Origin of the sequence: Paractinoplanes lichenicola (genome assembly GCF_016785085.1) — a bacterium.
Lineage (GTDB): Bacteria > Actinomycetota > Actinomycetes > Mycobacteriales > Micromonosporaceae > Actinoplanes > Actinoplanes lichenicola.
The window spans coordinates 454,818-477,572 of sequence record NZ_JAENHO010000007.1; the positions used below are offsets into that span (position 1 = coordinate 454,818).

Annotated in this window: 21 protein-coding genes, 1 pseudogene and 1 riboswitch; of the genes and pseudogenes, 10 read left to right on the forward strand and 12 right to left on the reverse strand. The window is 70.9% G+C overall.

Going from position 1 to position 22,755, the window contains the following annotated elements:
* Positions 1-16: 16 nt before the first annotated feature.
* From JKJ07_RS26480 to JKJ07_RS26495, 4 genes are read right to left on the reverse strand one after another with little or no spacing between them, the layout of a single operon-like run.
* Entirely contained in the window at positions 17-958 is a 942-nt protein-coding gene (locus JKJ07_RS26480) for a DUF3626 domain-containing protein (RefSeq protein WP_202994468.1), read from the reverse strand.
* Positions 955-1,791: an undecaprenyl-diphosphate phosphatase gene (locus tag JKJ07_RS26485; protein WP_202994469.1), complete on the reverse strand. Its 837-nt coding sequence runs from the start codon at positions 1,789-1,791 to the stop codon at positions 955-957. Before JKJ07_RS26485 ends, JKJ07_RS26480 begins: the two co-directional genes overlap by 4 nt.
* 54 nt (positions 1,792-1,845) lie before the next feature.
* Complete coding sequence (locus tag JKJ07_RS26490) at positions 1,846-2,778, reverse strand: tyrosine-type recombinase/integrase (RefSeq protein ID WP_202994470.1); 933 nt, start codon at positions 2,776-2,778, stop codon at positions 1,846-1,848.
* Between the two features lie 12 nt (positions 2,779-2,790).
* On the reverse strand, positions 2,791-4,371 hold the full coding sequence (locus JKJ07_RS26495; RefSeq protein ID WP_236029874.1) for an ABC-F family ATP-binding cassette domain-containing protein: 1,581 nt from the start codon (positions 4,369-4,371) through the stop codon (positions 2,791-2,793).
* Between the two features lie 519 nt (positions 4,372-4,890).
* Here JKJ07_RS26495 and JKJ07_RS26500 point away from each other — a divergent pair.
* The 7 genes from JKJ07_RS26500 to JKJ07_RS26530 all read left to right on the forward strand — a co-directional run bounded on the left by JKJ07_RS26500 (position 4,891) and on the right by JKJ07_RS26530 (position 11,603).
* The gene (locus JKJ07_RS26500; RefSeq protein ID WP_202994472.1) at positions 4,891-6,540 is read left to right on the forward strand and encodes an IucA/IucC family protein; all 1,650 of its coding nucleotides are present in this window, start codon (positions 4,891-4,893) and stop codon (positions 6,538-6,540) included.
* Complete coding sequence (locus JKJ07_RS26505; protein WP_202994473.1) at positions 6,537-8,018, forward strand: IucA/IucC family protein; 1,482 nt, start codon at positions 6,537-6,539, stop codon at positions 8,016-8,018. The genes JKJ07_RS26500 and JKJ07_RS26505 overlap by 4 nt, the downstream gene beginning before the upstream one ends.
* A complete protein-coding gene (locus JKJ07_RS26510; protein ID WP_202994474.1) occupies positions 8,005-9,120 on the forward strand; it encodes an alanine racemase in 1,116 nt (371 codons plus the stop codon). Before JKJ07_RS26505 ends, JKJ07_RS26510 begins: the two co-directional genes overlap by 14 nt.
* 5 nt (positions 9,121-9,125) lie before the next feature.
* Positions 9,126-9,623, forward strand: coding sequence for a nucleoside deaminase (locus tag JKJ07_RS26515; protein ID WP_202994475.1), 498 nt, complete (start codon positions 9,126-9,128; stop codon positions 9,621-9,623).
* 5 nt (positions 9,624-9,628) lie between these two features.
* Complete coding sequence (locus JKJ07_RS26520; RefSeq protein WP_307834417.1) at positions 9,629-10,105, forward strand: NUDIX domain-containing protein; 477 nt, start codon at positions 9,629-9,631, stop codon at positions 10,103-10,105.
* Positions 10,106-10,202: 97 nt separating this feature from the next.
* Positions 10,203-10,529, forward strand: a complete 327-nt coding sequence (locus tag JKJ07_RS26525) for a DinB family protein (RefSeq protein ID WP_202994477.1) — start codon at positions 10,203-10,205, stop codon at positions 10,527-10,529.
* 366 nt (positions 10,530-10,895) lie between these two features.
* Entirely contained in the window at positions 10,896-11,603 is a 708-nt protein-coding gene (locus JKJ07_RS26530; RefSeq protein WP_236029875.1) for a nucleoside/nucleotide kinase family protein, read from the forward strand.
* Here JKJ07_RS26530 and JKJ07_RS26535 read toward each other — a convergent pair.
* Both JKJ07_RS26535 and JKJ07_RS26540 read right to left on the reverse strand, forming a co-directional pair.
* Positions 11,525-12,406 (reverse strand): aminoglycoside phosphotransferase family protein, encoded by an 882-nt coding sequence (locus JKJ07_RS26535; RefSeq protein ID WP_202994478.1) that lies wholly within the window; start codon positions 12,404-12,406, stop codon positions 11,525-11,527. The two genes, JKJ07_RS26530 and JKJ07_RS26535, sit on opposite strands and share 79 nt — an antisense overlap.
* 558 nt (positions 12,407-12,964) lie before the next feature.
* Positions 12,965-13,807 (reverse strand): EamA family transporter, encoded by an 843-nt coding sequence (locus JKJ07_RS26540; protein ID WP_202994479.1) that lies wholly within the window; start codon positions 13,805-13,807, stop codon positions 12,965-12,967.
* Positions 13,808-13,873: 66 nt separating this feature from the next.
* Between JKJ07_RS26540 and JKJ07_RS26545 the strand changes: the two are divergent.
* Positions 13,874-14,331, forward strand: a pseudogene (locus JKJ07_RS26545) (Lrp/AsnC family transcriptional regulator).
* Here JKJ07_RS26545 and def read toward each other — a convergent pair.
* The 5 genes from def to JKJ07_RS26570 form a co-directional block, all read right to left on the reverse strand.
* Positions 14,332-14,820 carry a peptide deformylase gene (gene def, locus JKJ07_RS26550; protein WP_202994480.1) on the reverse strand — a complete coding sequence of 163 codons (489 nt, stop codon included), beginning with the start codon at positions 14,818-14,820 and terminating at the stop codon, positions 14,332-14,334.
* Between the two features lie 29 nt (positions 14,821-14,849).
* Positions 14,850-15,341, reverse strand: coding sequence for a SigE family RNA polymerase sigma factor (locus tag JKJ07_RS26555; protein WP_202994481.1), 492 nt, complete (start codon positions 15,339-15,341; stop codon positions 14,850-14,852).
* On the reverse strand, positions 15,338-16,195 hold the full coding sequence (locus JKJ07_RS26560; RefSeq protein WP_202994482.1) for a hypothetical protein: 858 nt from the start codon (positions 16,193-16,195) through the stop codon (positions 15,338-15,340). The genes JKJ07_RS26555 and JKJ07_RS26560 overlap by 4 nt, the downstream gene beginning before the upstream one ends.
* A 304-nt stretch (positions 16,196-16,499) precedes the next feature.
* Complete coding sequence (locus tag JKJ07_RS26565) at positions 16,500-17,060, reverse strand: dihydrofolate reductase family protein (RefSeq protein ID WP_202994483.1); 561 nt, start codon at positions 17,058-17,060, stop codon at positions 16,500-16,502.
* Positions 17,057-18,271, reverse strand: coding sequence for a chorismate-binding protein (locus JKJ07_RS26570; RefSeq protein WP_202994484.1), 1,215 nt, complete (start codon positions 18,269-18,271; stop codon positions 17,057-17,059). The genes JKJ07_RS26565 and JKJ07_RS26570 overlap by 4 nt, the downstream gene beginning before the upstream one ends.
* A gap of 125 nt (positions 18,272-18,396) precedes the next feature.
* Here JKJ07_RS26570 and JKJ07_RS26575 point away from each other — a divergent pair, with 125 nt between their 5' ends.
* Complete coding sequence (locus tag JKJ07_RS26575) at positions 18,397-18,597, forward strand: DUF5999 family protein (RefSeq protein WP_202994485.1); 201 nt, start codon at positions 18,397-18,399, stop codon at positions 18,595-18,597.
* Between the two features lie 95 nt (positions 18,598-18,692).
* Here the strand turns inward: JKJ07_RS26575 and gcvP are convergent, their stop codons facing one another.
* Entirely contained in the window at positions 18,693-21,497 is a 2,805-nt protein-coding gene (gcvP, locus tag JKJ07_RS26580) for an aminomethyl-transferring glycine dehydrogenase (RefSeq protein WP_202994486.1), read from the reverse strand.
* Between the two features lie 80 nt (positions 21,498-21,577).
* A riboswitch (glycine riboswitch) is annotated at positions 21,578-21,670 on the reverse strand.
* Positions 21,671-21,721: 51 nt separating this feature from the next.
* On the opposite strand from gcvP, the gene mgrA reads away from it, so the two are divergent.
* The gene (gene mgrA, locus JKJ07_RS26585; protein WP_202994487.1) at positions 21,722-22,717 is read left to right on the forward strand and encodes an L-glyceraldehyde 3-phosphate reductase; all 996 of its coding nucleotides are present in this window, start codon (positions 21,722-21,724) and stop codon (positions 22,715-22,717) included.
* Positions 22,718-22,755 lie beyond the last annotated feature (38 nt).

Here is a 22,755-nt window from a genome sequence, read left to right on the forward strand (position 1 = left end):
AGGACGAGTCACCACGTCAGGGCGTGACACCCCGCAGCACGAGGATGTGCCACACCTTCTTGAGCAGCTGCAACACCTCGGCCGGGGTGCCGAACGACGACCACGTGCCCGGCTCGCGGGTGGCCCGGCCGACCGCCGCGGCGTCCAGCACGTCCAGTCCGTAGTGCGTGGCCACCGCCCGGGCCAGCGGGGGCACCTCCGGGCCGCGCAGCTCGTCGGGGAACTCGGCCGCGGGCAGCACGAAGCCCGGCGACCACCTGAGCTCCGGCGCCAGGGAACGCAGCAGCGGCTCCACCGGCGTACGGCGGAAGGAAGGGTCGGCCACGACGGCCGTGACGTGCTCGCTCAGCGTGACCCCGCCGTGCACCTGCGCCTCGACGTAGTGATCCATCGCCCGGCCCGGCCCCGTACGCGGCGCGGTCAGCGCGGCCACCCATTGCTCCGGCGACGCCGCGGGCAGGTTCAGCGCCGACCCCGTACGCTCCACCTCGTCCAGCAGCGCCGCCCACACCGCACTGAACGTGCCGGCGGTGCCGAACACGGTGGGCGCGGTGAAGCTGTCGCCGTGACTGAACGTGGCCCGCGGCAGCACCGACGCGTTCAGCACCAGATGACAACTGCCGAACCGCGGCGACGCCCCGTCCGGATACCCGGCCAGGTTCAGCCCGCCGTAGATCGGCCGGCCCCGCCCGTCGGCGTACACCCCGGGAAACATGCGCTGCTCCCATAGGTCACGGTCGCCACCCGCGTACGCGGTCAGCCCGCCGTTGGAGATCCCGGTCTCGAACTGGCTGCGGTAGACCCCCTCGGCCGCCAGATGCTCGGCCACCGTCAGCCCGTCGGCCAGCAACCGGTCCGGATGAAAACTGACCGTGATCGGCGCCCCGGCCGGCACCGGCCCCGCCGCCGGGAAAAGCTCCCGCACGTACGCCAGAGCCCGCTCGGCCGCCGCGCTCACTTCGGCTCGATCACGTTGAAGGTCAGCAACCCCATCAGGACGACCCCGAGCGCCACCCGGTACCAGATGAAAATGCTGTACGAATGCCGCGAGACGAACTTGAGCAGCCAGTTCACGCTGAAGTAGGCCACCACGAAACTCACCGCGGTCGCGATCAGCGTGTTCGTCCAGCCCACCCCGTCGGCGATGTTGCCCGCCTCCTGATAGCCCTGCAGCAGCGACGCGCCCAGCAGCGCCGGGATCGACAGGAAGAACGACAACTTCGTCACCGTCACCCGGTCGAAGTCACGCAGCAGACCGGCCGACATCGTCGCGCCCGACCGCGACACCCCCGGGATCAGCGCCATGCACTGCACCAGGCCGATGATCAGCGAGTCCTTCCACGTCACGTCGTCCTCGTGCTTGATCTGCGTGGCCGCGTGATCGGCGAACGCCATCACCCCCGACCACAGGATCAACGCGCCCGCCACGAACCACAGGCTGCGCAGGGTCGTCTCGATCTGATCCTTGAACAGCAGGGCCACGATCACGATCGGGATCGCGCCGATCAGCACCGCCCACCCGAACCGGAAATCCGGGTTGTCCCGCTTGGCCTTGTTGAACAACCCGGCCAGGAACGCCGGAACCACCCGGGCGATGTCCTTCCACAGGAAAATGATCGTGGCCAGCACCGCACCCGACTGGATGATCACCGTGAACGCGGTGATCGCCGGATCGTCGATCCGATACCCCAGCAGCTTCTCCAGGATCGTCAGGTGGCCGGTGCTCGACACGGGCAGGAACTCGGTAAAGCCCTCAACCGCGCCCAGCAGCACCGCTTCGAAGATGTTCAAACCCGACCGCCTCTTTGATCCGCTTTTTACCGCGGACGAGCATAGGGGGCCGCGTCACTGCTGGGCGCGACGGGCCCTGGCTGCGGCCAGGGTGTAGGCAGGATCACGATCCAGGTTGTGCCGGTCCCGGTCGTAACGGCGGGTCGTCCGCGGGTCGGCGTGCCCCATCGCGTCCTGCACATCCTCCAGCGGCACCCCCTCGGCCCGCGCCGCCGTCGCGAACGCGTGCCGCAACGAGTGCGGCGACAACCGGTCCGCCGCCGGGATGCCCGCCTCCGCGGCCAGCCGCCGGATCAGCCGGAAGATCGCATGCCGGTCCAGCCGCGCCCCGGTCGACGTCTGGAACAACGGGCCGTCGTCGGCGCCCCGCGTTTCGAGGTAGGCGTCCAAAGCCTCGGCGGCCGCCGGGGTCAACGCGCGGCGGCGGGCCTTGTTGCCCTTGCCGACGAACCGGACCGTACGGTGGCCGCGTTCCCACCCGACGTCGTCGAGGTTGAGACTCACCAGCTCACCGACCCGCAGACCCAGATCGGCGAGCAGGGTCATCACCGCGTGATGCCGCTTGCTGGCGGTCGCCGCCCGGGCCAGCAACGCATCCACCTCTTCCGGAGTGAGCCCGACCGTGGCCGAATGATCCCGGGAAACGTTCGGCCGGTCGGCCCCCGCGACAGGGTTCGCGTCCACCGCCCGGATCTTGACGAGGAAGTCATACCAGCTGGATAAACCGGACAATTTGCGGGCCACCGTCGATGGCGCGAGCTGCTGATCCTCCAACCCCCGCGCATAGGCGTTCACGTCGAGGAACGATGCCCTGAGCGGGTCCCTGTCAAAGCCGGCACACCACGCCAGCCACGCATGCACATCCCGCCGGTACGCCGCCCGGGTGTGCTCCGACAACCGCCGGTTCGCCAGCCACACCTCGGTGACTTGCTCGGCCGCGCCGACCTCGGCCAGCTCCCCGCCACCCTGCCTCGGCACCAGCTGCATGACACCATCGTGTCAGCTTTCGATCACCGCGCCGCCCGCGACATGCCAGCGCCGCCCGAACCCGGTCTTCTCCGCGAAATAGCGGTCATGCGTCACCACCAGCAACGTCCCCTTGTACCGCCGCAACGCCTCCTCGATCACGTCGAGCGCGTCCAGATCGAGGAAGTTCGTCGGCTCGTCCAGCAGCAACACCCGCGCCGGGCTGTTCACCAGAACCGCCAGCAGCAACCGCCGCAACTCACCGGCCGACAGGCTCCGCAACTGCGCATCCCACTGATCCGCCCCGAACTGGTGACCTTCGAGCAGCTTCTCCGCGTCGTCGAGATACACCGGCACCCGCGACCGGAAAAACTCCATCACCGACTGCTTCGTCCGCAACCCGTCGGTCGTCTGCGGCAACACCGCCGTGTCATCACTTGCGAGGGCGTTCAGCAACGACGTCTTCCCCGCCCCGTTACGCCCCGTGATCAAAATGCGGTCACCGCGGCGCACCTCCAGATCCACATGCTCGAGCAGCACCTTCGGCCCCGCCGCCACCGTCAGGTCACGCGCCTTGAGCACCACCTCACCCGGATCCGCCTGATCGGCCGGAAAAGCCAACGTCAACGGCGGACGCGTCCGCGGCCGGGCGATCCACTTCACCGACTCCATCTGCCGGCGCAACCGCCGCTCCCGCACCTTCGCCTTACGCGCCACCAACCGGGCCACCCGCCGCAGATGCGGACCGGCCACCCCCAGACCCTTGGCGTTCTCCACCCCGATCGAATATTGCTTCGTCCGCTCGATGTCCGCCTCCCACCGCCGGCGGTCCTTCTCCTGCGCCTCGAAATCCAGCAACAGCCGCTCCCACCGCCGCTGCTTCTCCTCCCGGAACGCCGTATAACCGCCACCCGGATAGTCCTGCACCTCGGTGTCGATGCCGTCGAGCTCCAGCACCCGCGTCACCACCGCATCGAGAAACGCCCGATCGTGGCTGACAGTCAAAACCGCTCCCCCGTACGCGGTGAGCCAGCCCTGCAACCACGCCATGCCCTCCGCGTCCAGGTGATTGGTGGGCTCGTCCAGCAGCAACACATCCGGCTCGTCGAGCAGCGCCCGCGCCAGCAACAACCGGGCCTGCTCGCCGCCGCTGACCGCCGTGAGGGCCAGGCCGTCGGGCAGGTGGGAGATGTCGAGGCGCTGGCGGATCTCGGCCAGCCGGTTCTCCGCGTTCCAGCCCTCCAGGGCCGTCCACCGCTCCTGCACCGCCGCGAACTCGGCCAGGACGTCCTCCTGGCTTTCCAGGCGGCGCTCCAGCTCGCGCAGCTCGGCGGTCACCCCGGCCAGCTCGCCGAGACCGCCGATGAGGAACGCCCCGACTGTGCCTTCGGGATCGGGCATCTGCTGCGCCACATAACCGATGCGCGTCGACGGGCCGTACGTGACCGCGCCGGTGTCCGGCTTCAACTCGCCGGCCAGCACCCGCAGCAACGTCGACTTGCCGGCGCCGTTAGGACCGACGATCCCCACCCGGTCGCCGTCGTTGAGCACCAGATCGAACCCGGTGAACAACGGGTCACCGTCGTGGGAACGGCTGAGATTGACAGATTTCAACAAGGGCCACACTCCAAGGGGCGACTACACCGACAGGACAGCGCTCACTCGGGGCGCTTTTACGGGTCGGGTCGCTCTCACATGGAGAAAGGCACTCCTCGCTTCCGGCAACAGGTCCGCACGCCACTCTGCCCTCCGCCCGCTCCGGCCGCAACCGATTTAGGTCCGGAACCCGCTCCGATACCACAGATCGGCCGGACGCATCACGTTGTCCACATCGTCGCGTTGTCCACAGCGCCGCACCCGAAGATCAGCAGTTTGCGCCACACTGCTCCGAGGCGGTGGCCCCCGGGAGGGTGGGCTGTACGGCGCGGGTGATCTTGCCCCGCGAGGCGGCAGGATCGTCCAGACCCGCAGGCTGTGGGCGCCGTTGATTCCTTTTGGTCTTGGTTTTTGAATTTGTGGTGCGCCTATCTATGGGCGCACACCGTGTAGGCCGTCCTAGGATGGTGGTTTGGTTACTGCGTTCTCGCTCACGCCGGACCGCCCCGGATGGATCTTGTGGGGGGCGTGCGGAGAATGAGGTTTGTGCCGCGATCACCCGGAAGCGCCCACACCGCCGGTCCCCTTCGGACCCGGGCCGAGCTGGCGTCCCTGCGCCCCGACCTGATCGCGGGCTACGACGCCGAACTGCCCGGCGCGCGGGCCGCTGTCCTGTCCCGACTGCTCGGTGCCGTGGCCAGGGAAGAACTGCCCGGCCTGCACACACGGAACCCGGGAGAGGCCGCGTTCGCCGCGACCCGCCAAGAGGACGCCCGATCCCACACAGAGGGCGACGCCGCAGCCCGCACGGATGATTCCGTAGCCCGTGCCGAAGCTGAGGACGCCCGAGCCGCCATCACCAATCCCGGACGGGTGACTCTTCGCTACCCCATCGAGTCCGCCCTGCCGTTCGCTCGTCCCGCGGCCGGGCTCACGGTCACCGCCGGCGCCACCACGATCACCGACCCGGGCGACCTGGTCCGGCTCCTCTGGGGTGACATCCCGTTCGCGGCCGAGATCGACAACAGCGTCGCCAACCTCGCCCTGGCCCGCGCCGACCGCCCCGCCGGCACCGGCCTGCCCGAGCCCGGCGACCCCGACGCCCTCGGCCGCATCGAGCAGCTGGTCACCGACGGCCACCCGCTGCACCCCTGTTGCCGCACCCGCGGCGGCATGACCGTGGCCGACGTCCTCGCGTACGGGCCCGAACACTCCCCCGTCATCCGCCTGCACCGCCTCCGCGTGCCGCCCGACCGCTGGTACGGCACCGCCCCGCCGATCCTCTACGCCCACCCCTGGCAGGCCGAGCGCCTCCTCGCCGAGCACCCGTGGCTCACCCCGGACGGCCACACCGAGCCCGTACGGCCGTTGATGTCGCTGCGTACCGTCGCGCCGGTGAGCGGAGGACCGCACATCAAGACCGCGGTGGACGTGCAGATGACCAGCGCCGTACGCACTGTGTCACCGGCCGCCGTCCACAACGGCCCCGTGCTCTCCGGCCTGCTGCGCCGCCTCACCGCCGACCAGCCGATCGACATCCTGGCCGAGATCGCCGCCGGCGCCGTCATCGTCGACGGGCACCCGCAGCGTCACCTCGCCCACGTCATCCGCGAGGCCCCGCAACTGCATCCCGGCGAGCTCGCCGTCCCCCTGGCCGCGATCCACACGATCAAGATCAGCGACCCGTACGAGTGGATGACCGCCCTCGCCGAGATCTTCTTCGCCCCCGTCACGTGCGTGCTGGCCCGCGGCGTCGCTCTGGAAGCCCACGGCCAGAACACCCTCGTCGTCCTGCGCGACGGCCGCCCCCGCCGCATCCTCTACCGCGACCTCGGCGGCGTCCGGGTCAGCGCCCGCCGCCTGCGCAACGCCTGCGTCGAACCCCCGCCCCTGCACGGCGACCTGCCCACCGACGACCCCGCGGTGCTGCGCACCAAACTGGCCGCCGCCGCGTTCGGCACCGTCGCCGCCGAAGTCGTCGCCGCCCTGACCCGCACCCACGGCGCCGACCCCGGCCGCCTGTGGGCCATCGTCGCCCGCGCCGTCCGCGCCACCGGCACCGAAGACGTGCCCTCCCTGCTCAAGGACCCGCTGCCCCTCAAGGCCACCACCGCCATGCGCCTCGCCCCCGACCCGCTCGACGACCAGTGGGCCCTGATCGACAACCCCATGTCAGGACACGCATGAACAAGACTCTGCGCCCGGAACGGATCGCGCACACCGAGGCCGCGCTGGCCGTGCACGCGCCGCAGCTCGTGCCCGGTTTTCTGGCGGCGCTGCCCGAGGCGGCGGACACCGTCGGCAGGCGGCTGCGGGGGGCGCTCGTACGGGAAGGCATCAAGGACATGGGGCCGGGGACTAGGCACGGCTTCGGGCGCGTCGAATACGCGACCGCGGGCGTCGACGACCCGATCGACATGCTCGACGGGCTGGACGCGCCCGGGTTCGCCACCGAGATCCGCAACGCCGTCATGAACCTCGCCGTCGCCATGGCCCGGCCGCGTCCCAAGGTCGGCAACAACCCGGACGAGCAAGTGATCGCCCTGGAACGGCTGGCCGTGGCCGGGCACAACCTGCACCCCTGCGGGCGTACGAGGCTGGGCTGGGACACCGGGGACGTGCTGGCCCACGACCTCGAAGCCGGCCGCACCCGCATCGGTTTCGTCGCCGTGCGGCCCGACCTGCTCGTCGGCGACGACGTCTACCCCGAGATCGACAAGCCTTCCGGGTACGCGGTGCAGCCCGTCCACGCGTGGCAACGCGACACCGTGATCCCCGACCGCTACGCCGACCTGCTGCGTACGAAGGCACTGGTCATCCTGGACGACGAGCGCGAGGCCATCCCCACCGCGGCGCTGCGCACCCTGCTGCTGCCCGGCACCGGCGACTACCTGAAAGTGTCGCTGGACATCCAGGTCACCTCGACCCGGCGCAGCATCAGCGTCGCCAGCACCCGCAACGGGCCCGCCGTGTCGAAACTGCTGCACGACCTCGTCGACGACCCCCGGCTGCTGCTGATGGCCGAGACCGCGGGCTCCGCCGTGCCGGCCGGGTCGGGCCGTGACCTGTCGGCCATCCGCCGCGACGGGCTCGGCCCCCGCCTCGAACCCGGCGAGCTCGCCATCCCCGGCGGGGCCCTGCCGTTCCTGCTGAGCGAGCTGGTCATCGGCGACCCGGGCGACTGGCTCCGGGCATACGGGGAAATGGTTGTGCCCCCGCTGATGAAGCTGACCGCCCAGGGGGTCGCGCTCGAGGCCCACCTGCAGAACTGCCTGCCCACCTTCGTCGGCGGCCGCCCCCACCGGCTGGCCCTGCGCGACTTCGCCGGCCTGCGCCTGCACCCGCCCCGCCTGGCCGCCGCCGGGCACACCATCGACCTGTGGCCCGGCTCGGTCGTCGGCACCCACGACCTCGACGTGTTCCGCGCCAAGATCGGCTACACGCTGTTCCAGGCCCACCTGGGCGAGCTCGTCCTGCGGCTGCCCATGGACGAGGCCGACGCCTGGCGCATCATCCGCCGCATCATCGACGAGCACGTCACCGGCGACGACCACGCCGCGTTCACCGCCCCCCAGGTTCCGCACAAGGCCCTCGTACGGATGCGGCTGGCCGGCGACGGCGACCTCTACGTGCCCGTGCACAATCCGCTGCATGCACCCGCCTGAGCACGTCGTCCGCGCCCTGCTCACCCTGGAGCGGCCGGCCTGCGCCTACATCTACGACACCGCCGAGCTGCGCAGCCGGGCCACCACGGTCCGGCAGAGCCTGCCGGCCGAAGCTTCCCTCCTGTACGCGGTGAAAGCCAACGGCCACCCGCAGGTGCTCGCCGCCCTGGCCGCCGAGTGCGACGGCCTCGAAGTAGCCTCCGGCGGCGAGCTCGACCTGGCCTTGAAGGCCGGCGCGCGGCGCATCGTCTTCGGCGGCCCGGCGAAAACCGACGCCGAACTGGCGGCCGCCCTCGACGCCGGCGCGCAGATCAACGCGGAGAGCATCCACGAGCTGCACCGCATCGCCGCCCTGCGCCCCGGCGCCGAAGTGGTGCTGCGCGTCAACCGGGCCGCCAACGCGCTGACCGGCAGCCACACCATGACCGGCACCCCCACCCCGTTCGGCATCGACGAAGCACACCTGCGGGAGGCGCTCGCGGTGCCCGGCATACGGGTCATCGGGTTTCACCTGCACGCCGTGTCGAACAACCTCGACGGAAACGCGCACGCGGCGTTCGTCCGGTCCGCGCTCGACTGGGCCCTGGCCACCGGCATCAACCCCCGCGTGGTCAACGTCGGCGGCGGCTTCGGCGTCGACTACCTCGGCGACACCCGCATGGACCTGACCCCGCTGCGCGACATCACCGTGCCCCGCGGCGTCGACCTCGTCTTCGAGCCCGGACGCTACCTGGCCGCCGACGCCGGCTGGTACGCCGCCACCGTGATCGACGTCAAGACCACCCACGGCCGGACGTTCGCCGTCCTGCGCGGCGGCACCCACCACTTCCGGCTGCCCGCCGCCTGGGGGTACTCCCACCCGTTCACCGTCGTCCCCGTCGACGAGTGGCCACACGCATATCCCCGGCCCGCCCTTGTTGACGGCGAGGTGGACGCCGTCGGCGAACTGTGCACACCCCGCGACGTCCTGTGCCGCGGCCAGCACGTGTCCCGGGTGCGTGCGGGGGATCTGCTGGTCTTCGGGCGTACGGGAGCCTATGGCTGGGACATCTCGCACCACGACTTCCTGCGCCACCCGCCACCGCAGTTTGTGATCCTCTAGGCGGCATGACCCCCGACGACCTGATGCTGGCCGCACTCGACGTGGCCGAGGAGGGCCTGGCCCACGGCGAAATGCCGATCGGCGCCGTGGTCGAGCTGAACGGCAAGATCATCGCCCGCGCGTACACCCGTGATGTGGGCCTCGGCCGCCGGCTCGTCCACGCCGACCTGCTGGCCATGACCGAAGCCGACAAGGCCCTCGGATGGGGACCACGCCCCGGGCCGCTGCGCCTGGCCGTCAACCTCGAACCCTGCCTGATGTGCATGGGCGCCGCCATGGCCCTGGTCGTCGCCGACGTCTGCTACGGCCTCGAATCCCCCGCCGACGGCGGCGCCCGCATCGCCGCCGACTGGCCCGCCGACCCGACCCTGCCCTGGTACCGCCCACCGAACCTGCTCGGCGGCCTGCGCCGGGCCGAGACCCGCGACCAGTTCCGCCGCTACGCCGACGCCGGCCCCGACAACAGCTTCCGGCGCTGGGCCCGCAACCTGGCGGCACAATGAGCGCCGTGAAACGCCGCCACGCCGTCCGCGCCGTCATCCTCGACGACCACCACCACGTGCTGCTCCTCAGCCACCACCTGGACGACACCACCGTCTGGGCCCCGCCCGGCGGCAAAATCGAACCCGGCGAGACCCACCTGCAAGCCCTCACCCGCGAACTCGACGAAGAGATCGGGCTCGCGCTGACCGACCCGCCCGCCCACATCTGGCACCGCGAGGTGACCGCCCCCGCCTACCTGCCCGGCTGGGACGTCGCCATCAACGACTACTACCTGGTGCGTACGGCGGCCTTCGACCCCCACGGCAGCCTGACCGCCACACAACTCGCCGCCGAGAACACCCACGGGGCCCGCTGGTGGTCCCCGACCGACATCCAGACGTACGCGGGCCCCGACCTCTTCGGCCCCCACACCCTGCCGGCCCTGCTCACCACCCTGCTCACCGACGGCCCACCCACCCAGCCCCTCACCCTCGACACGTGACCTCCATCCCGTCCGCTCGTCTGCCGCCGCAACCCGCCCCATCCGCGAAAAGAGCAGCCAACGCGGCCCGACAGGCGTAGCCGCTAGATTCGCTCGCATGGAGGCATTCGGGGCAGCGCTGTACGGCGACCCGTGTCGAGAGTGCGGATTCGACTGGTCGCTGACACCACAGGACGCCGTCGGGTGGGTCACCGGCTGGCGGCAGCATCTCGCCCAGGCAACTGCCGGCGCCGACAGCACGAAACGCCGCCCCGGAGGCGGCTGGACGGTCGCCGAATACGTCTGCCACGTCGGCGACAACCTGCGCCAATGGTCCGAGCGGCTGCAGATCGCCCTGCTCACCGGCCGGACCGAAGTCGCCGGCTACGACCCCGACACGCCCTTGCGGCCGCCAGAAACTACGCCGCCCTGCCCCTCGCCGTAGCCGCCTGGTCAAGCGAGCTGGCCGCAACCACCTGGGTCGGCGTCGTCAACCGTGCACTGCACGCGAACGTCTCCCTCCAGCATCCGACCCGAGGCACCCAAACGGCGGCGGACGTCGCCCGCAACAACTGCCACGACGCCTACCACCACCTCTGGGACATCCGCCAGATCCTGGCCTAGCCGCTCGGCATCTTCCCCGGGCAGCGCACTCCGCCGTCGCGCCGCTCGCCGTCACCGGGCCAATTCGTTGAGAGGCCCTGCTCTTCTGCGCTGGTGAGCACCGCTTACGTGTGAGATTTTGCGAGCCGGGCGCGGCGGGGAGGTAGCGTCTCGGGCTGTCGGAGCCGACCGCACAAGCCGAGGACGCATGGATCGCGGAAGCCGCACAGACCTGCTCGGGCACCTGGCCGAAGCCGTCGCGAAAGCCGCGGGTGGACACCCGACGCGGGTCGCCGTCGACGGGCCACCCGCCGCGGGCAAGACGACCCTCGCCGACGAACTGGCCGCCGTCCTGCGCGGACAGGGTCGTGAGGTCATTCGCGCCACGATCGACGACTTCCTGGTGCCGCGGGCCCGGCGCTACCGGCGCGGCGAATACTCGGCCGAAGGCTGCTACTTCGACGCCCACGACCACAACGCGCTGACCCGGGCGCTGCTCGACCCGCTCGGGCCCGGCGGAGACCGGCGCTTCCGGCCCACGATCGACGACCACCCGCCCGCCACTACTGCCGACCACGACGCCGTCCTGCTGTTCGACGGAGTCTTCCTCCTGCGCCCCGAGCTCGTCGACCGCTGGGAACTACGCATCTTCGTCTCCACCGACTTCGACAAAACCGTCGAGCGGGCCGTGCTCCGCGAACAGGCCGACGTCGAACGGCGCTGGCGCGAGCGCTACATCCCCGCCCAGCGGCTCTACTACGCCACGGCCCGCCCGCTCGACCACGCCGACATCGTCGTCCACAACGACGAACCCGGGCAGCCCACCTGGGAAACCCGCTACAGGAACGGCTCCACCAGCCGCCGGCACCGCTCCGGATCCTCGGTGAGCCCGGCCGACAGCCCCCACAACCAATAGTCGGCAGTGCGGTAGACCACCCAGTCCCGCCCATGGTCACGATCGAGCTCGGCCGCCGCCACCACCGACTCGAAACTGCCCAGGATCTCGCCGCCGTCCGCCATCTCGTCGATCCGCGTCCACAGGACCCGGGCCAGGTCGTACGCGATGTCACCGCGCATCAGCACCGGATCGACCACCAGCCACGGCTCCCGGCCACCCCGCAGCACCTGATCCGCATGCAGGTCGGCGTCGACCGCCAGCTGCGACTCGGTCCGCGCCAGCCGGGCCCCCGCCTCGAGCGCCCGCCCCAGAACACCCTCAGGGAACGGACGACCCTGGCGCTCCCACTCCACCGGCAACTCGGCCAGCCGACGCCCCACCACGTCGGCGGTGCCCGGCACCTGCTCCGGCGCCGGCACCGCGAGCCGGCGCATCACTTGCCCGAGCAGCGGCATCGCCTCCGCGAGGGGCAGGTCCCGCGCCGAGGACGCTCCCAGCCGCTCGAGCAGCATCACCCCGCCCTGGACATCGGCGTCGACCAGCCGCACGGTCCCCCGCCCGTCCCAGAACCGCAGCGCCGCCACCTGCTCGGCCACGGCCGGCTCCGGCGGCGTCAACCGCAACACGAACGGCTCACCACCCCGGACGACCGGGACAACCATGGCGTTGGAACCGTGCATCACGCCACCGTCAAGGGTCAGCGCCCAACGCGTGCAGTAATCCGCAACGAGCCGGGGCAGCGCTTCCAGCCACTCCGCCCCGCCACCCCACCACCGAGGCATCGCCCGAAACCCCTGGGGGACGGTGATCAGCTCGCCCATCGGCGCACGCTATCAACCCCGCCGCCGCCTACCCTCTCCACCGACGACAGCTGTGGCCGCCGCGTGCCGCTCATCCACAGCGCGGAGAACGGCCGCCGACCTTCGTGAACCACCGCCCCGGCGCCGGCAACCCGCCACCTGAGGCAGCGCTGTGTGCTGGGGAGCGCCAAACTGCTCCGCCGCCGCGTGCCGCTCATCTACAGCGCGGAGGCAGCGCTGCCCCCGGCGCCAGGAATCCGCCACGGGAGGCAGCGCTGCGTGTCATCTCCAGCGCGGAGGACGACCGCCGCCCCACCGCACAGCGCTGCCCCCGGCGCCACGAATTCGCCACGGGAGGCAGCGCCGCGTGCCAGGGCATGCCGAACAACTCCGGCCGCCGGGTGCCGGCCATCCACGCGCGGAGAACGGCCCCGCGAGCCTCCGCGTTGACAACGGCGCCAGCCAGGAGCACGCCCTGCTCGGTTCTTGTTTGTCGGCGGAGTTGGGAGCGGCCCGGAGGGTCGATCCTCCGCTGTTGTGCCTTTGATCGCCGCGTGTGGGGCGTCCTAGGATACTAGTTCAGTTCGGGGAGTCTGCGTCGTGGGGTTCGGCTGGGGCCGGTGATGGGGACGGGCGGTGCCAGGCCACGCCGGCGACGACCAGGGCGACCCCGGCCACTTCGGGCAGGGAGGGCAGCTGGGCCAGCACGATCACGCCGATCACCGTGGCCACCGCGGGCAGCAGCGAGACCATCAGGGCGTACGTGGCTCGGGGCAGGCGGGCCATGGCGAGCTGGTCGGTCACGTACGGGATCACCGACGAGCACACCCCGACCCCGGCCGCGGCCGCTAGCAGCAGAGGGTCGGTGAACGCGGGGGCCGCCTGCACGACGCCGAACGGCAGGGCGAGCGCGGCGGCGATCAGCATGGCCAGGGCCAGCGCGTCGATGCCGGCGTCGGCGGCCATCCGGTGGCTCAGGACGATGTAGAGGGCGAACAGGACGGCGTTGGCCGCGGCGAACACGAACCCGAGCGGCGAGGTGACCAGCCGTACGTCGGTCAGCAGGTAGACGCCGGCCACGGCGATCGCCAGCGCGGCCAGGTTGCGCGGGGTGCGGGCGGCGAAGGCGGCCAGCACGACCACGGGCAGGAACTCGATCGCGGCCACCGTGCCCAGCGGCAGCCGGTCGATGGCCAGGTAGAAGACGCTGTTCATGGCGGCCAGCACGACCGCCCAGGCGACCAGCACCCGGGTCACTCTCAGGTGCCAGGGGCGGCGCCACGCGACGAGCACGACGGCGGCGGTGGCGATGCGCAGCCAGGCCACGCCGAGCGCGTCGATGCGGGCGAACAGCAGCACGGCCAGCGCCGGGCCCAGGTAGTGGAAGACCGCGCTGACGACGAAGTAGAGGTACGGCGGCATGCCTTCTAGTCTCGAAAAGGCACCCCGCGTACGGCCATGAGCGATCGACGGCGCAGGAGGGCGAATATGGCGACTTCGGAAAGCCGGAGCACGTTGGACGATGCGAATCGACGGTTGCTGGCCGCCCTGCAGGACGATCCCCGGGCGAGCACGGCCGAGCTGGCACGACGGATCGGGATGTCACCCCCGGCCGTACGGGAAAGGTTGTCGCGCCTGGAGCAGAGCGGGTGATCCGCGGGTATCGCGTGGACATCGACCCGGCCGCCGTGGGGCTGCCCGTCGCCGCGTGGGTGCGCATCCGGCCGGGGCCGGGGCAGCTGCCCAAGCTGGCCGCCCTCGCGCAGGCGACGCCGCAGGTCAGCGAGTGTCACCGGATCTCCGGCGAGGACTGCTTCCTGATGAAGGTGCACGTGCCGGCGATCGAGGAGCTCGAGCCGCTGCTGGACAGGTTTCTCCTGCACGGCCAGACGAACAGCTCGTTCGTGGTGGCCACCCCGGTGCAGCCGCGGTCGCCGGCGATGTAGTCAGCCGCGGGGCAGGCGGCGGACCTCGCGCAAGGCCTGGCGGCGCACGTCGCCGGTCAGGGTGTCGATGTAGAGGGTGCCGTTGAGGTGGTCGGTCTCGTGCTGCAACGCGCGGGCCAGGAACCCGGTGCCGTGGATGACCAGCGGCTCGCCGTGGCGGTCGAAGCCGCTCGCGGTGACCGTCATCGCCCGCTTGGTCGGGAAGTACAGGCCGGGGATGGACAGGCAGCCCTCGTCGTCGTCCTGCTCGCCGTCGAAGGCCGACAGGACCGGGTTGACCATGTGACCGACCACGTCGTCGACGTTGTACGAGAAGACGCGGGCGCTCACGCCGATCTGCGGCGCGGCGACACCGGCCCGTCCCGGCTCCCGTACGGTGTCCTCCAGGTCGTCGATGAGCGCGCGCAGCTCGGCGTCGAACGTCTTGACCGGGTCGCACTCGGTGCGCAGCACAGCGTCGCCGATGATCCTGATGGGCCGGACTGTCATGGTTGAAAGGCTATCGGCTCGTTACCGGGTCAGCCGAACAGGGCCAGTTGTTCCTCCGCGAGCAGCTCCCGCAGCTTGGCCAGCGACCGGCGGGTCTGGCTCTTGACCACGCTCACCGGCAGCTCGAGCACGTCGGCGACCCGGTCGACGCTGTAATCCTCGAAATACCGCAGGATCACGATGGCCCGGTCGCGCTCGGGCAGGCAGCCCAGCGCGTCCATCATCGTCAGCCGCAGCTCGTGACTTTCCCGGTACGCCGGTTCGAGCAGCACCTCGGTGGCCGACTCCGACGACGAGCGGCGCCGCCGGTGATCGAGAAAAACCCGGAGCAGGATCTTTTGCGCGTACGCCATCAGATTGTCGCTCTGCGCGGCCCGGCGCCACGACAGGAACAGCTTGGTCAGCGCGTTCTGGGTCAGGTCCTGCGCGAGGTGCCAGTCGCGGCACAGCATGAACGCCGTCGTCCGCAGGCGCTCGGCGTGCGCGTTGGCGAACTCGACGAACTGCTCGTCGTCGGTCATGAGGCGAACACCGGCACCTTGCCGAACTCCTTGTCGCCCCGGTCGACCAGGTCGGCGTCCATGACCAGGCCCCAGCGCGGGTCGGCGGCGATCGCGGCGGCCTCGTCGGGGGTGAGCACCTCGCGGCCGGGCGGGTCGACCCGGCCGGTGCCGGCCAGGCAGGACGCGACGTCGATCTGCACGGACGTGCCGTCGGGCCAGCGCGAGATCACGACGTAGCTCTGCCGGCAGTTGTCGGGCACGGGAATGATCGAGACGCTCGCGGTGCCGCCGCGGGTGCCGCCGGCGGGCAGCTGACCCATGGTCAGCCGGAGCATGCCCGGACCGTCACCGCGATCGAGGTACATCTGCACGTGCAGATCTTCGTCGGCCGCGACGGCGGCGTGACTCGTCTTTCCGGGCGGGAGTAGTTCGGTCAAAAGGTGAAGCATGGCCCCCGTTGTCGCTTTCTTCCGCGGTCCGGCGGCCCGTTCGATGCCGCTGTGGACCGCCAAACTACGCTCCGGGGCCGTGGTCGCGGGGGGCGTTGGGGCGACTGGCACAGATCCGGGAGACTTCTGCGCCGCCCGGGCCAACGCGGACACGCTCGGCGAGACGGCCGTCGCGGGCAGTGCCGGCTGCGCCCCGCCCGGATCGGCCACCACCGGACGGCGCGGCTCCGAATGCGCGGCGATGCCCCCGAAAAGCACGACGGCCACCAGCCCGGCCACCCCTGCACCGAGCGTGCCCAGCCGACGCCGGCGCCGCCGGATCCGCCGCCCGTCCCGCACGGCGGCGCCCACCACGTCACCCAGCGGCGGCGGCCGCTCACTGTTCAGCTCGGCCCGCATCAACGCCCGGAGGTCCTCGGTCACAGACGAAACCCTTTCCGCACCCATCTGTTGCAAAGACGAGGCGGCCTACCCGTTAGGTGACCACCTGCAACCCCCGAAGCCAAAGCGTGACCTATGGTGCCCGCCCCACCCGTTTTCGACCACCGGACCGACCGGGGAACGGCAGCCGGCCGGGCGGATGCGGGTCGAGCGACCGCCAGGAGGACGGTAACGCCGCACAGAGTGGGCAGGGAACGGCAGCCGGCCGCAGCGGGCCCGCGGCACAGAGCGGGCCAACGCCGGGCCCGGAGCGCAGGGCAGGCCGACGTGGAACAGTGGGCGGGGATCAGGTCGGGGGTGCTACGGCGTAGGTCAGGTAGGCGAACGGGCCGACGCGTTCGACGTCGGTGAGGGTCAGGCGGGCCGATGTGAGGCGGCGGGGCAAAAGCGGGGCGCCGGCGCCCAGGGTGACCGGGGCGACGCCCAGGATGAGCTCGTCGAGCAGGCCGGCGTCGGCGAACGAGGCGGCCAGCTCGCCGCCGCCGGTGATCCAGATGTTGCGGTCGCCCGCGGCGGCGCGCATCGCCTCGTGCACCGGGCGGACGTCGCCCTGCACGAAATGCACCGTCGAGCCTTGCAGGGGCGGCAGCGAGCGGTGGGTGAAGACCCAGCTCGGCACGTCGCCGTAGTACGAGGTCCATTTCTCTGGCTGCTCGCCGAGCTTCTCGTGGTCGAAGACCCACTCGTACGTCGTCGCGCCCATCGCGAACGCGCCGACCTGCTCGAAGAAGGACGCGAAGGGGCTGTCGCGCCCGTCGTCGGCCTCGAACAGCCAGTCGAGCGAGTTGTGCTCGTCGGCGATGTAGCCGTCGATCGTGGTGGCCGTGTAATACTGCGTCTTCGTCATGCCGAGACCTTGCCACCGGGGTACGACAAAAGGGCGGCCTTGATCGGCGCCAGTTTGGCCGCGGCCTCGGCGACCTCGGCCGTCGGGTCGCTGTCCCAGACGATGCCGCCGCCGGCCCAGGCGTGGAGGCGCTCGCCGTCGGCCGCGACCGTGCGGATGGTCAGGCCCAGGTCGAGGTAGGCGGGGCCGATCCAGCCGACCGCGGCCATGCTCACCCCGCGGCCGACCGGCTCGAGGCGGGCGATCTCGGCCAGAGCGGCGAGCTTGGGGGCGCCGGTGACCGAGCCGCCGGGCACCAGGGCCCGCAGCACGTCGGTCAGGTCGAGGCGGCCGGTGACGGGGGCCGAGACGACCGACTCGGCCTGCCAGAGGCCGGACCACCGGCGTACGGCGAAAAGCTCGTCGACCGTCACCGGCCCCACGCCGGGCAGCCGGGCCAGGTCGTTGCGGGACAGGTCGACGATCATCACGTGCTCGGCGCGTTCCTTGGCCGAGGCCAGCAGCTCGCGGTGACCCTCGGCGGTGGCGGGGCGGGTGCCCTTGATCGGCCGCGTGATCACCCGGCCGCCGCGCACCTCGACGAGCGTCTCGGGCGACGCGGTGGCCAGCGCCCAGCCAGGGCCGGTGAGAACGCCGCCGTAACGCGCGCCGGGCAGCGCGGCCACCCGGTGCAGGGCGGCGAGCGGCGAACCCGCGTACGGGGCGCTGGTGTGGCCGACGACGTTGACCTGATAAACGTCGCCGCGCCCGATGGCCTCGCGGGCCGACGACACGGCGGCGGCGTGCTCGGCCGGGGTCCAGGACGGGGTCCACTCCCCCAGCTCGAACTCGCCCGGCGCGAGATCACCCGAAGGACCGTGTACGTAGACGACGGCGTACACATCCGGAATGCCCGGCACCGGTGTCGCGGCGCCGGGCGCCGCTCCGGACATTACGGATCCGGCATCGGCCGACACATACAGTGCCGCCCCGCAGATCGAGCCAGCGCCGGTCGGGCAGACCTGCTCATCCGTTCGGCCAATGTTTCGCACGCGCAGTCCGTTGTCCGCGAGGTAGTCGGCGACAAGCTCTGCGGGGTCACCGCCGTCACTTCTGAACCACTGGAACGAAGTTGACGCACGGTGACGGCCCTGGCAGGACGCCGGACGGCCCGGAGGCAAGACGGAAGGGGGTGTCGGATAGTGGCCGATCGACCGGCTTCCGTGGACCATCGGAAGCGAGGATTCTGTCAATGGAGACACCGTCACCCGCTCGAGCCGTCCTCGTTCGATTTGAGGTAACGTCCGTCACCGTCGTTGTGAGTCATCACACAACCCCCCGACCGGAGCAACACACAATGTGCCAGCACCAGACCCCCTGTCCCAGCGCAGAGGCCATCGACCGTGAGGCCGCGCGCACCGTTTCGACGTGCCGAGAGCAAGGTTGGAGCCTGCTCTGCAACGGCGTCATCGTCTTCGAGGACACCGGCGAGATCCTGCCCGACGGCGCCGTGATCGAGCCGCACCGGGGCCCCGCCCGTCACGCCCTCGCGGCGTGAGCTGAACGGCCCCTGAGAGGCCGTTGTGAACGCCGGCCGGCCAGAGCGATTCGGCTACTCAGAGTAGCCGAACGATAGCCGGCGCGGCGCCCGCGTCAGTCCTCGAACGCCTCCGGCGAGGGGCACGAGCAGACCAGGTTCCGATCCCCGTACGCCCCGTCGATGCGGCGCACCGGCGGCCAGTACTTCGCCGTACGGTCGACGCCCTCGGGGAACCCGGCCACCGACCGCGGGTACGGGTGCTCCCACTCGTCGGCCGTGACCGCCGAGGCGGTGTGCGGTGCATTCGCCAGCGGGTTGTCCTTCGCGGGCCACACCCCCGCCGCCACCTGGTCGATCTCGCCCTTGATGGCGATCATCGCGGCGACGAACCGGTCGAGCTCGGCCAGGTCCTCGCTCTCGGTCGGCTCCACCATCAGCGTGCCGGCCACCGGGAACGACATCGTCGGGGCGTGGAAGCCGTAGTCGATGAGCCGCTTGGCCACGTCGTCGACCGAGACGCCGGTGGCCTTGGTGAGCGGCCGAAGGTCGAGGATGCACTCGTGCGCGACCAGGCCGTTGTTGCCCGCGTAGAGCACCGGGTAGTGCTCGCGCAGCCGCGCCGCCACGTAGTTGGCCGTCAGCACCGCCGTGCCGGTCGCCGCGGCCAGCCCGTCCGGGCCCATCATCCGCAGGTACGCCCACGAGATGGGCAGGATGCCGGCCGAGCCGTGCGCCGCCGCCGACACCGCGTGGTGCTCGCCGGGCTCCAGCGGGTCGCCGGGCAGGAACTCGGTGAGGTGCGCGCGCACGGCGACCGGGCCGACGCCGGGGCCGCCCCCGCCGTGCGGGATGCAGAACGTCTTGTGCAGGTTGAGGTGCGACACGTCGGCGCCGAACTTGCCGGGCCGGGCGAACCCGACCAGCGCGTTCAGGTTGGCCCCGTCGACGTAGACCTGCCCGCCCGCCTCGTGCACGGCCGCGCACAGGTCGGCGATCGAGGTCTCGTACACGCCGTGGGTCGACGGGTAGGTCACCATGATCGCGGCAAGCTGGTCCTTAAAACGATCGATCTTGGCGTGCAGGTCGGTCATGTCGACGTTGCCCAGGTCGTCGCAGGCCACCACGACCACGCGCATGCCGGCCATCACGGCGCTGGCCGCGTTCGTGCCGTGCGCGCTCGACGGGATCAGGCACACGTCCCGGTGGGCCTCGCCGCGCGAGCGGTGGTAGCCCCGGATGGCGAGCAGCCCGGCCAGCTCACCCTGCGAGCCCGCGTTCGGCTGCACGCTGACGGCGTCGTACCCGGTGATCTCGGCCAGCCACTCCTCCAGCGTCGCCACCAGCCGCTCGTAGCCGGCCGTGTTGGCCGCCGGGGCGTACGGGTGGATGTTGGCGAACTCGGGCCAGGTGACCGGCTCCATCTCGGTGGTCGCGTTGAGCTTCATCGTGCACGAGCCGAGCGGGATCATGCCGCGGTCCAGCGCGTAGTCACGGTCGGAGAGCTTGCGCAGGTAGCGCAGCATGCTCGTCTCGGAGTGGTGCGAGCTGAACACCGGGTGGGTCAGGTATTCGCTCGTGCGCGCCAGGGGCTTCGCCCCGCAATCGGCAACAGCGGTTCCCCGTACGCCGAAAGCTTGCAGAACGGCGGCGACGTGCGCATCGGTCGTCGTCTCGTCGGTCGCGACCGACACCCGGTCGCCGTCGACCAGCCGCAGGTCGATGCCGGCGGTGGCGGCGGCCGCGACAACCTCGGTGGCCCGTCCGGGGACGACGGCAGTCACGGTGTCGAAGAACGCGTTGTGCGCCACCTCGACACCCCCCGCGGTCAGGCTGCCGGCGAGGGTCAGGGCGTGGTTGTGGACCCGCTTCGCGATCTCGCGCAGGCCGGCCGGGCCGTGATAGACCGCGTACATGCTGGCCATGACGGCGAGCAGGACCTGGGCCGTACAGATGTTGCTGGTCGCCTTCTCGCGGCGGATGTGCTGCTCACGCGTCTGCAGCGCGAGCCGGTACGCCGGAGCGCCGTCCGCGTCCTTCGACACCCCGACCAGCCGGCCCGGCAGCGACCGCTCGAGCCCGGCCCGGACGGCCAGATATCCCGCGTGGGGACCGCCGAAGCCGAGCGGCACCCCGAACCGCTGGGTGGTGCCGGCCGCGATGTCCGCCCCGATCTCGCCCGGCGCGCGCAGCAGCGTCAACGCGAGCAGATCGGCGGCCACGGTCACGAGAGCGCCCTGCGCGTGCGCCGCCTCGATCAACTGCGCATGATCCCGTACGGCTCCGGAGGCGCCCGGATATTGCAGGTGCAGGCCGAAATACTCGCCGGGCAGCGCCTCGGCGGCGTCGAGGTCGACGAGCTGCAAGTCGATGCCCAGCGGCTCGGCCCGGGTGCGCAGGATCGCGAGCGTCTGCGGCAGCGTGTCGGCATCCACCACGTACGTCATGGACTTGCTTTTCGAGGCCCGCTTGGCGAGCGTCATGGCCTCGGCGACCGCCGTGCCCTCGTCCAGCATCGACGCGTTGGCCGTGGTCAGGCCGGTGAGGTCGGTCACCATGGTCTGGAAGTTGAGCAGCGCCTCGAGCCGGCCCTGGCTGATCTCCGGCTGGTACGGGGTGTACGCGGTGTACCAGGCCGGGTTCTCCAGCACGTTCCGCTTGATCACGGCCGGGGTGTGCGTGCCGTAGTAGCCGAGCCCGATCATCGAGGTCGTCACCCTGTTCTGCGACGCGATGGCGCGCAGCTCGGCGATCGTCTCCTCCTCGGAGGCGGCCGCGGGCAGGTTGAGCGACCCGTGCCAGCGGATGACCTCGGGGATCGCGGCGTCCATCAGGGCGTCCAGCGACGCGTACCCGATGGCCTTGAGCATGTGGGTCTGCTCGTCGGTGTCCGGCCCGATGTGCCGGTTCGCGAACGTCATGAGACGGCTCCTGAGAGAGAGGTCGACAAAGCGGCCTCCCCCTCTGTCACCGTCTTGCGAGAAGACATGCTTCAGAGTCGCGAGCCCACGCGGTCCTTTTGCCTGAGAGGTTCCGGGGAGGATTTGCCCCTTCGGCGCCGAGGTGAACCCTCGGTCTCTCCCGCATGGCTGGCACCCAACCTACCAGCGATCATGGTCGGGGCCGCTATCTCTAGGGTGGGGTTGTGACCTACACCCCCGCGGGCGACCGCTACGACACCATGCCCTACCGGCGGACCGGGCGAAGCGGGCTCAAGCTGCCCGTCATCTCGCTCGGGCTGTGGCACAACTTCGGCCACGAACGCCCCTGGCAGCGCCAGCGCGACATCGTCCGCCGCGCCTTCGACCTCGGCGTCACCCACTTCGACCTGGCCAACAACTACGGCCCGCCGCCCGGCAGCGCCGAGGAGAACTTCGGCCGCATCCTGGCCACCGACCTCAAGGCGCACCGCGACGAGCTCGTCGTGTCGACCAAGGCCGGCTACGACATGTGGCCCGGCCCGTACGGCGACTTCGGCTCGCGCAAATACCTGGTCAGCTCGCTCGACCAGTCGCTCAAGCGGCTCGGCCTCGACTACGTCGACATCTTCTACCACCACCGGCCCGACCCGGAGACCCCGCTCGAGGAGACCATGGGCGCGCTCGACGCGATCGTGCGCGCGGGCAAGGCCCAATACGTCGGCCTGTCGAACTACAACTCGCAGCAGACGGCGGCCGCGGCGGCCATTCTGCGCGAACTCGGCACCCCGTTGCTTATTCACCAGCCGTCGTACTCGATCCTCAACCGCTGGATCGAGAAGGACAATCTGCTCGACACCCTCGAAGAAGCCGGGGCCGGCTGCATCGCGTTCAGCCCGCTGCAGCAGGGCCTGCTGACCGACCGTTATCTCAACGGCATTCCCGACGATTCCCGGGTCCGCACGAGCCGGTTCCTCAACGAGGACGCGCTGGACAACCAGACGCTCGGGCGCCTGCACGCGCTCAACGACATCGCCGGCAAGCGCGGCCAGTCGCTGGCCCAGATGGCCCTCGCGTGGGCACTGCGCGACGAGCGGATGACCAGCCTCATCATCGGCGCCAGCAGCGTGCAACAGCTCGAGAACAACGTCGCCACGGTCACCGATCTCGCGCTCTCCGAGGCCGAGATCGGCGACATCGACGGCACCGTCCTCGACCTGTAAACCGGCTGCTTCCCTCGCCGGTCGCCGCTATTTTCGCT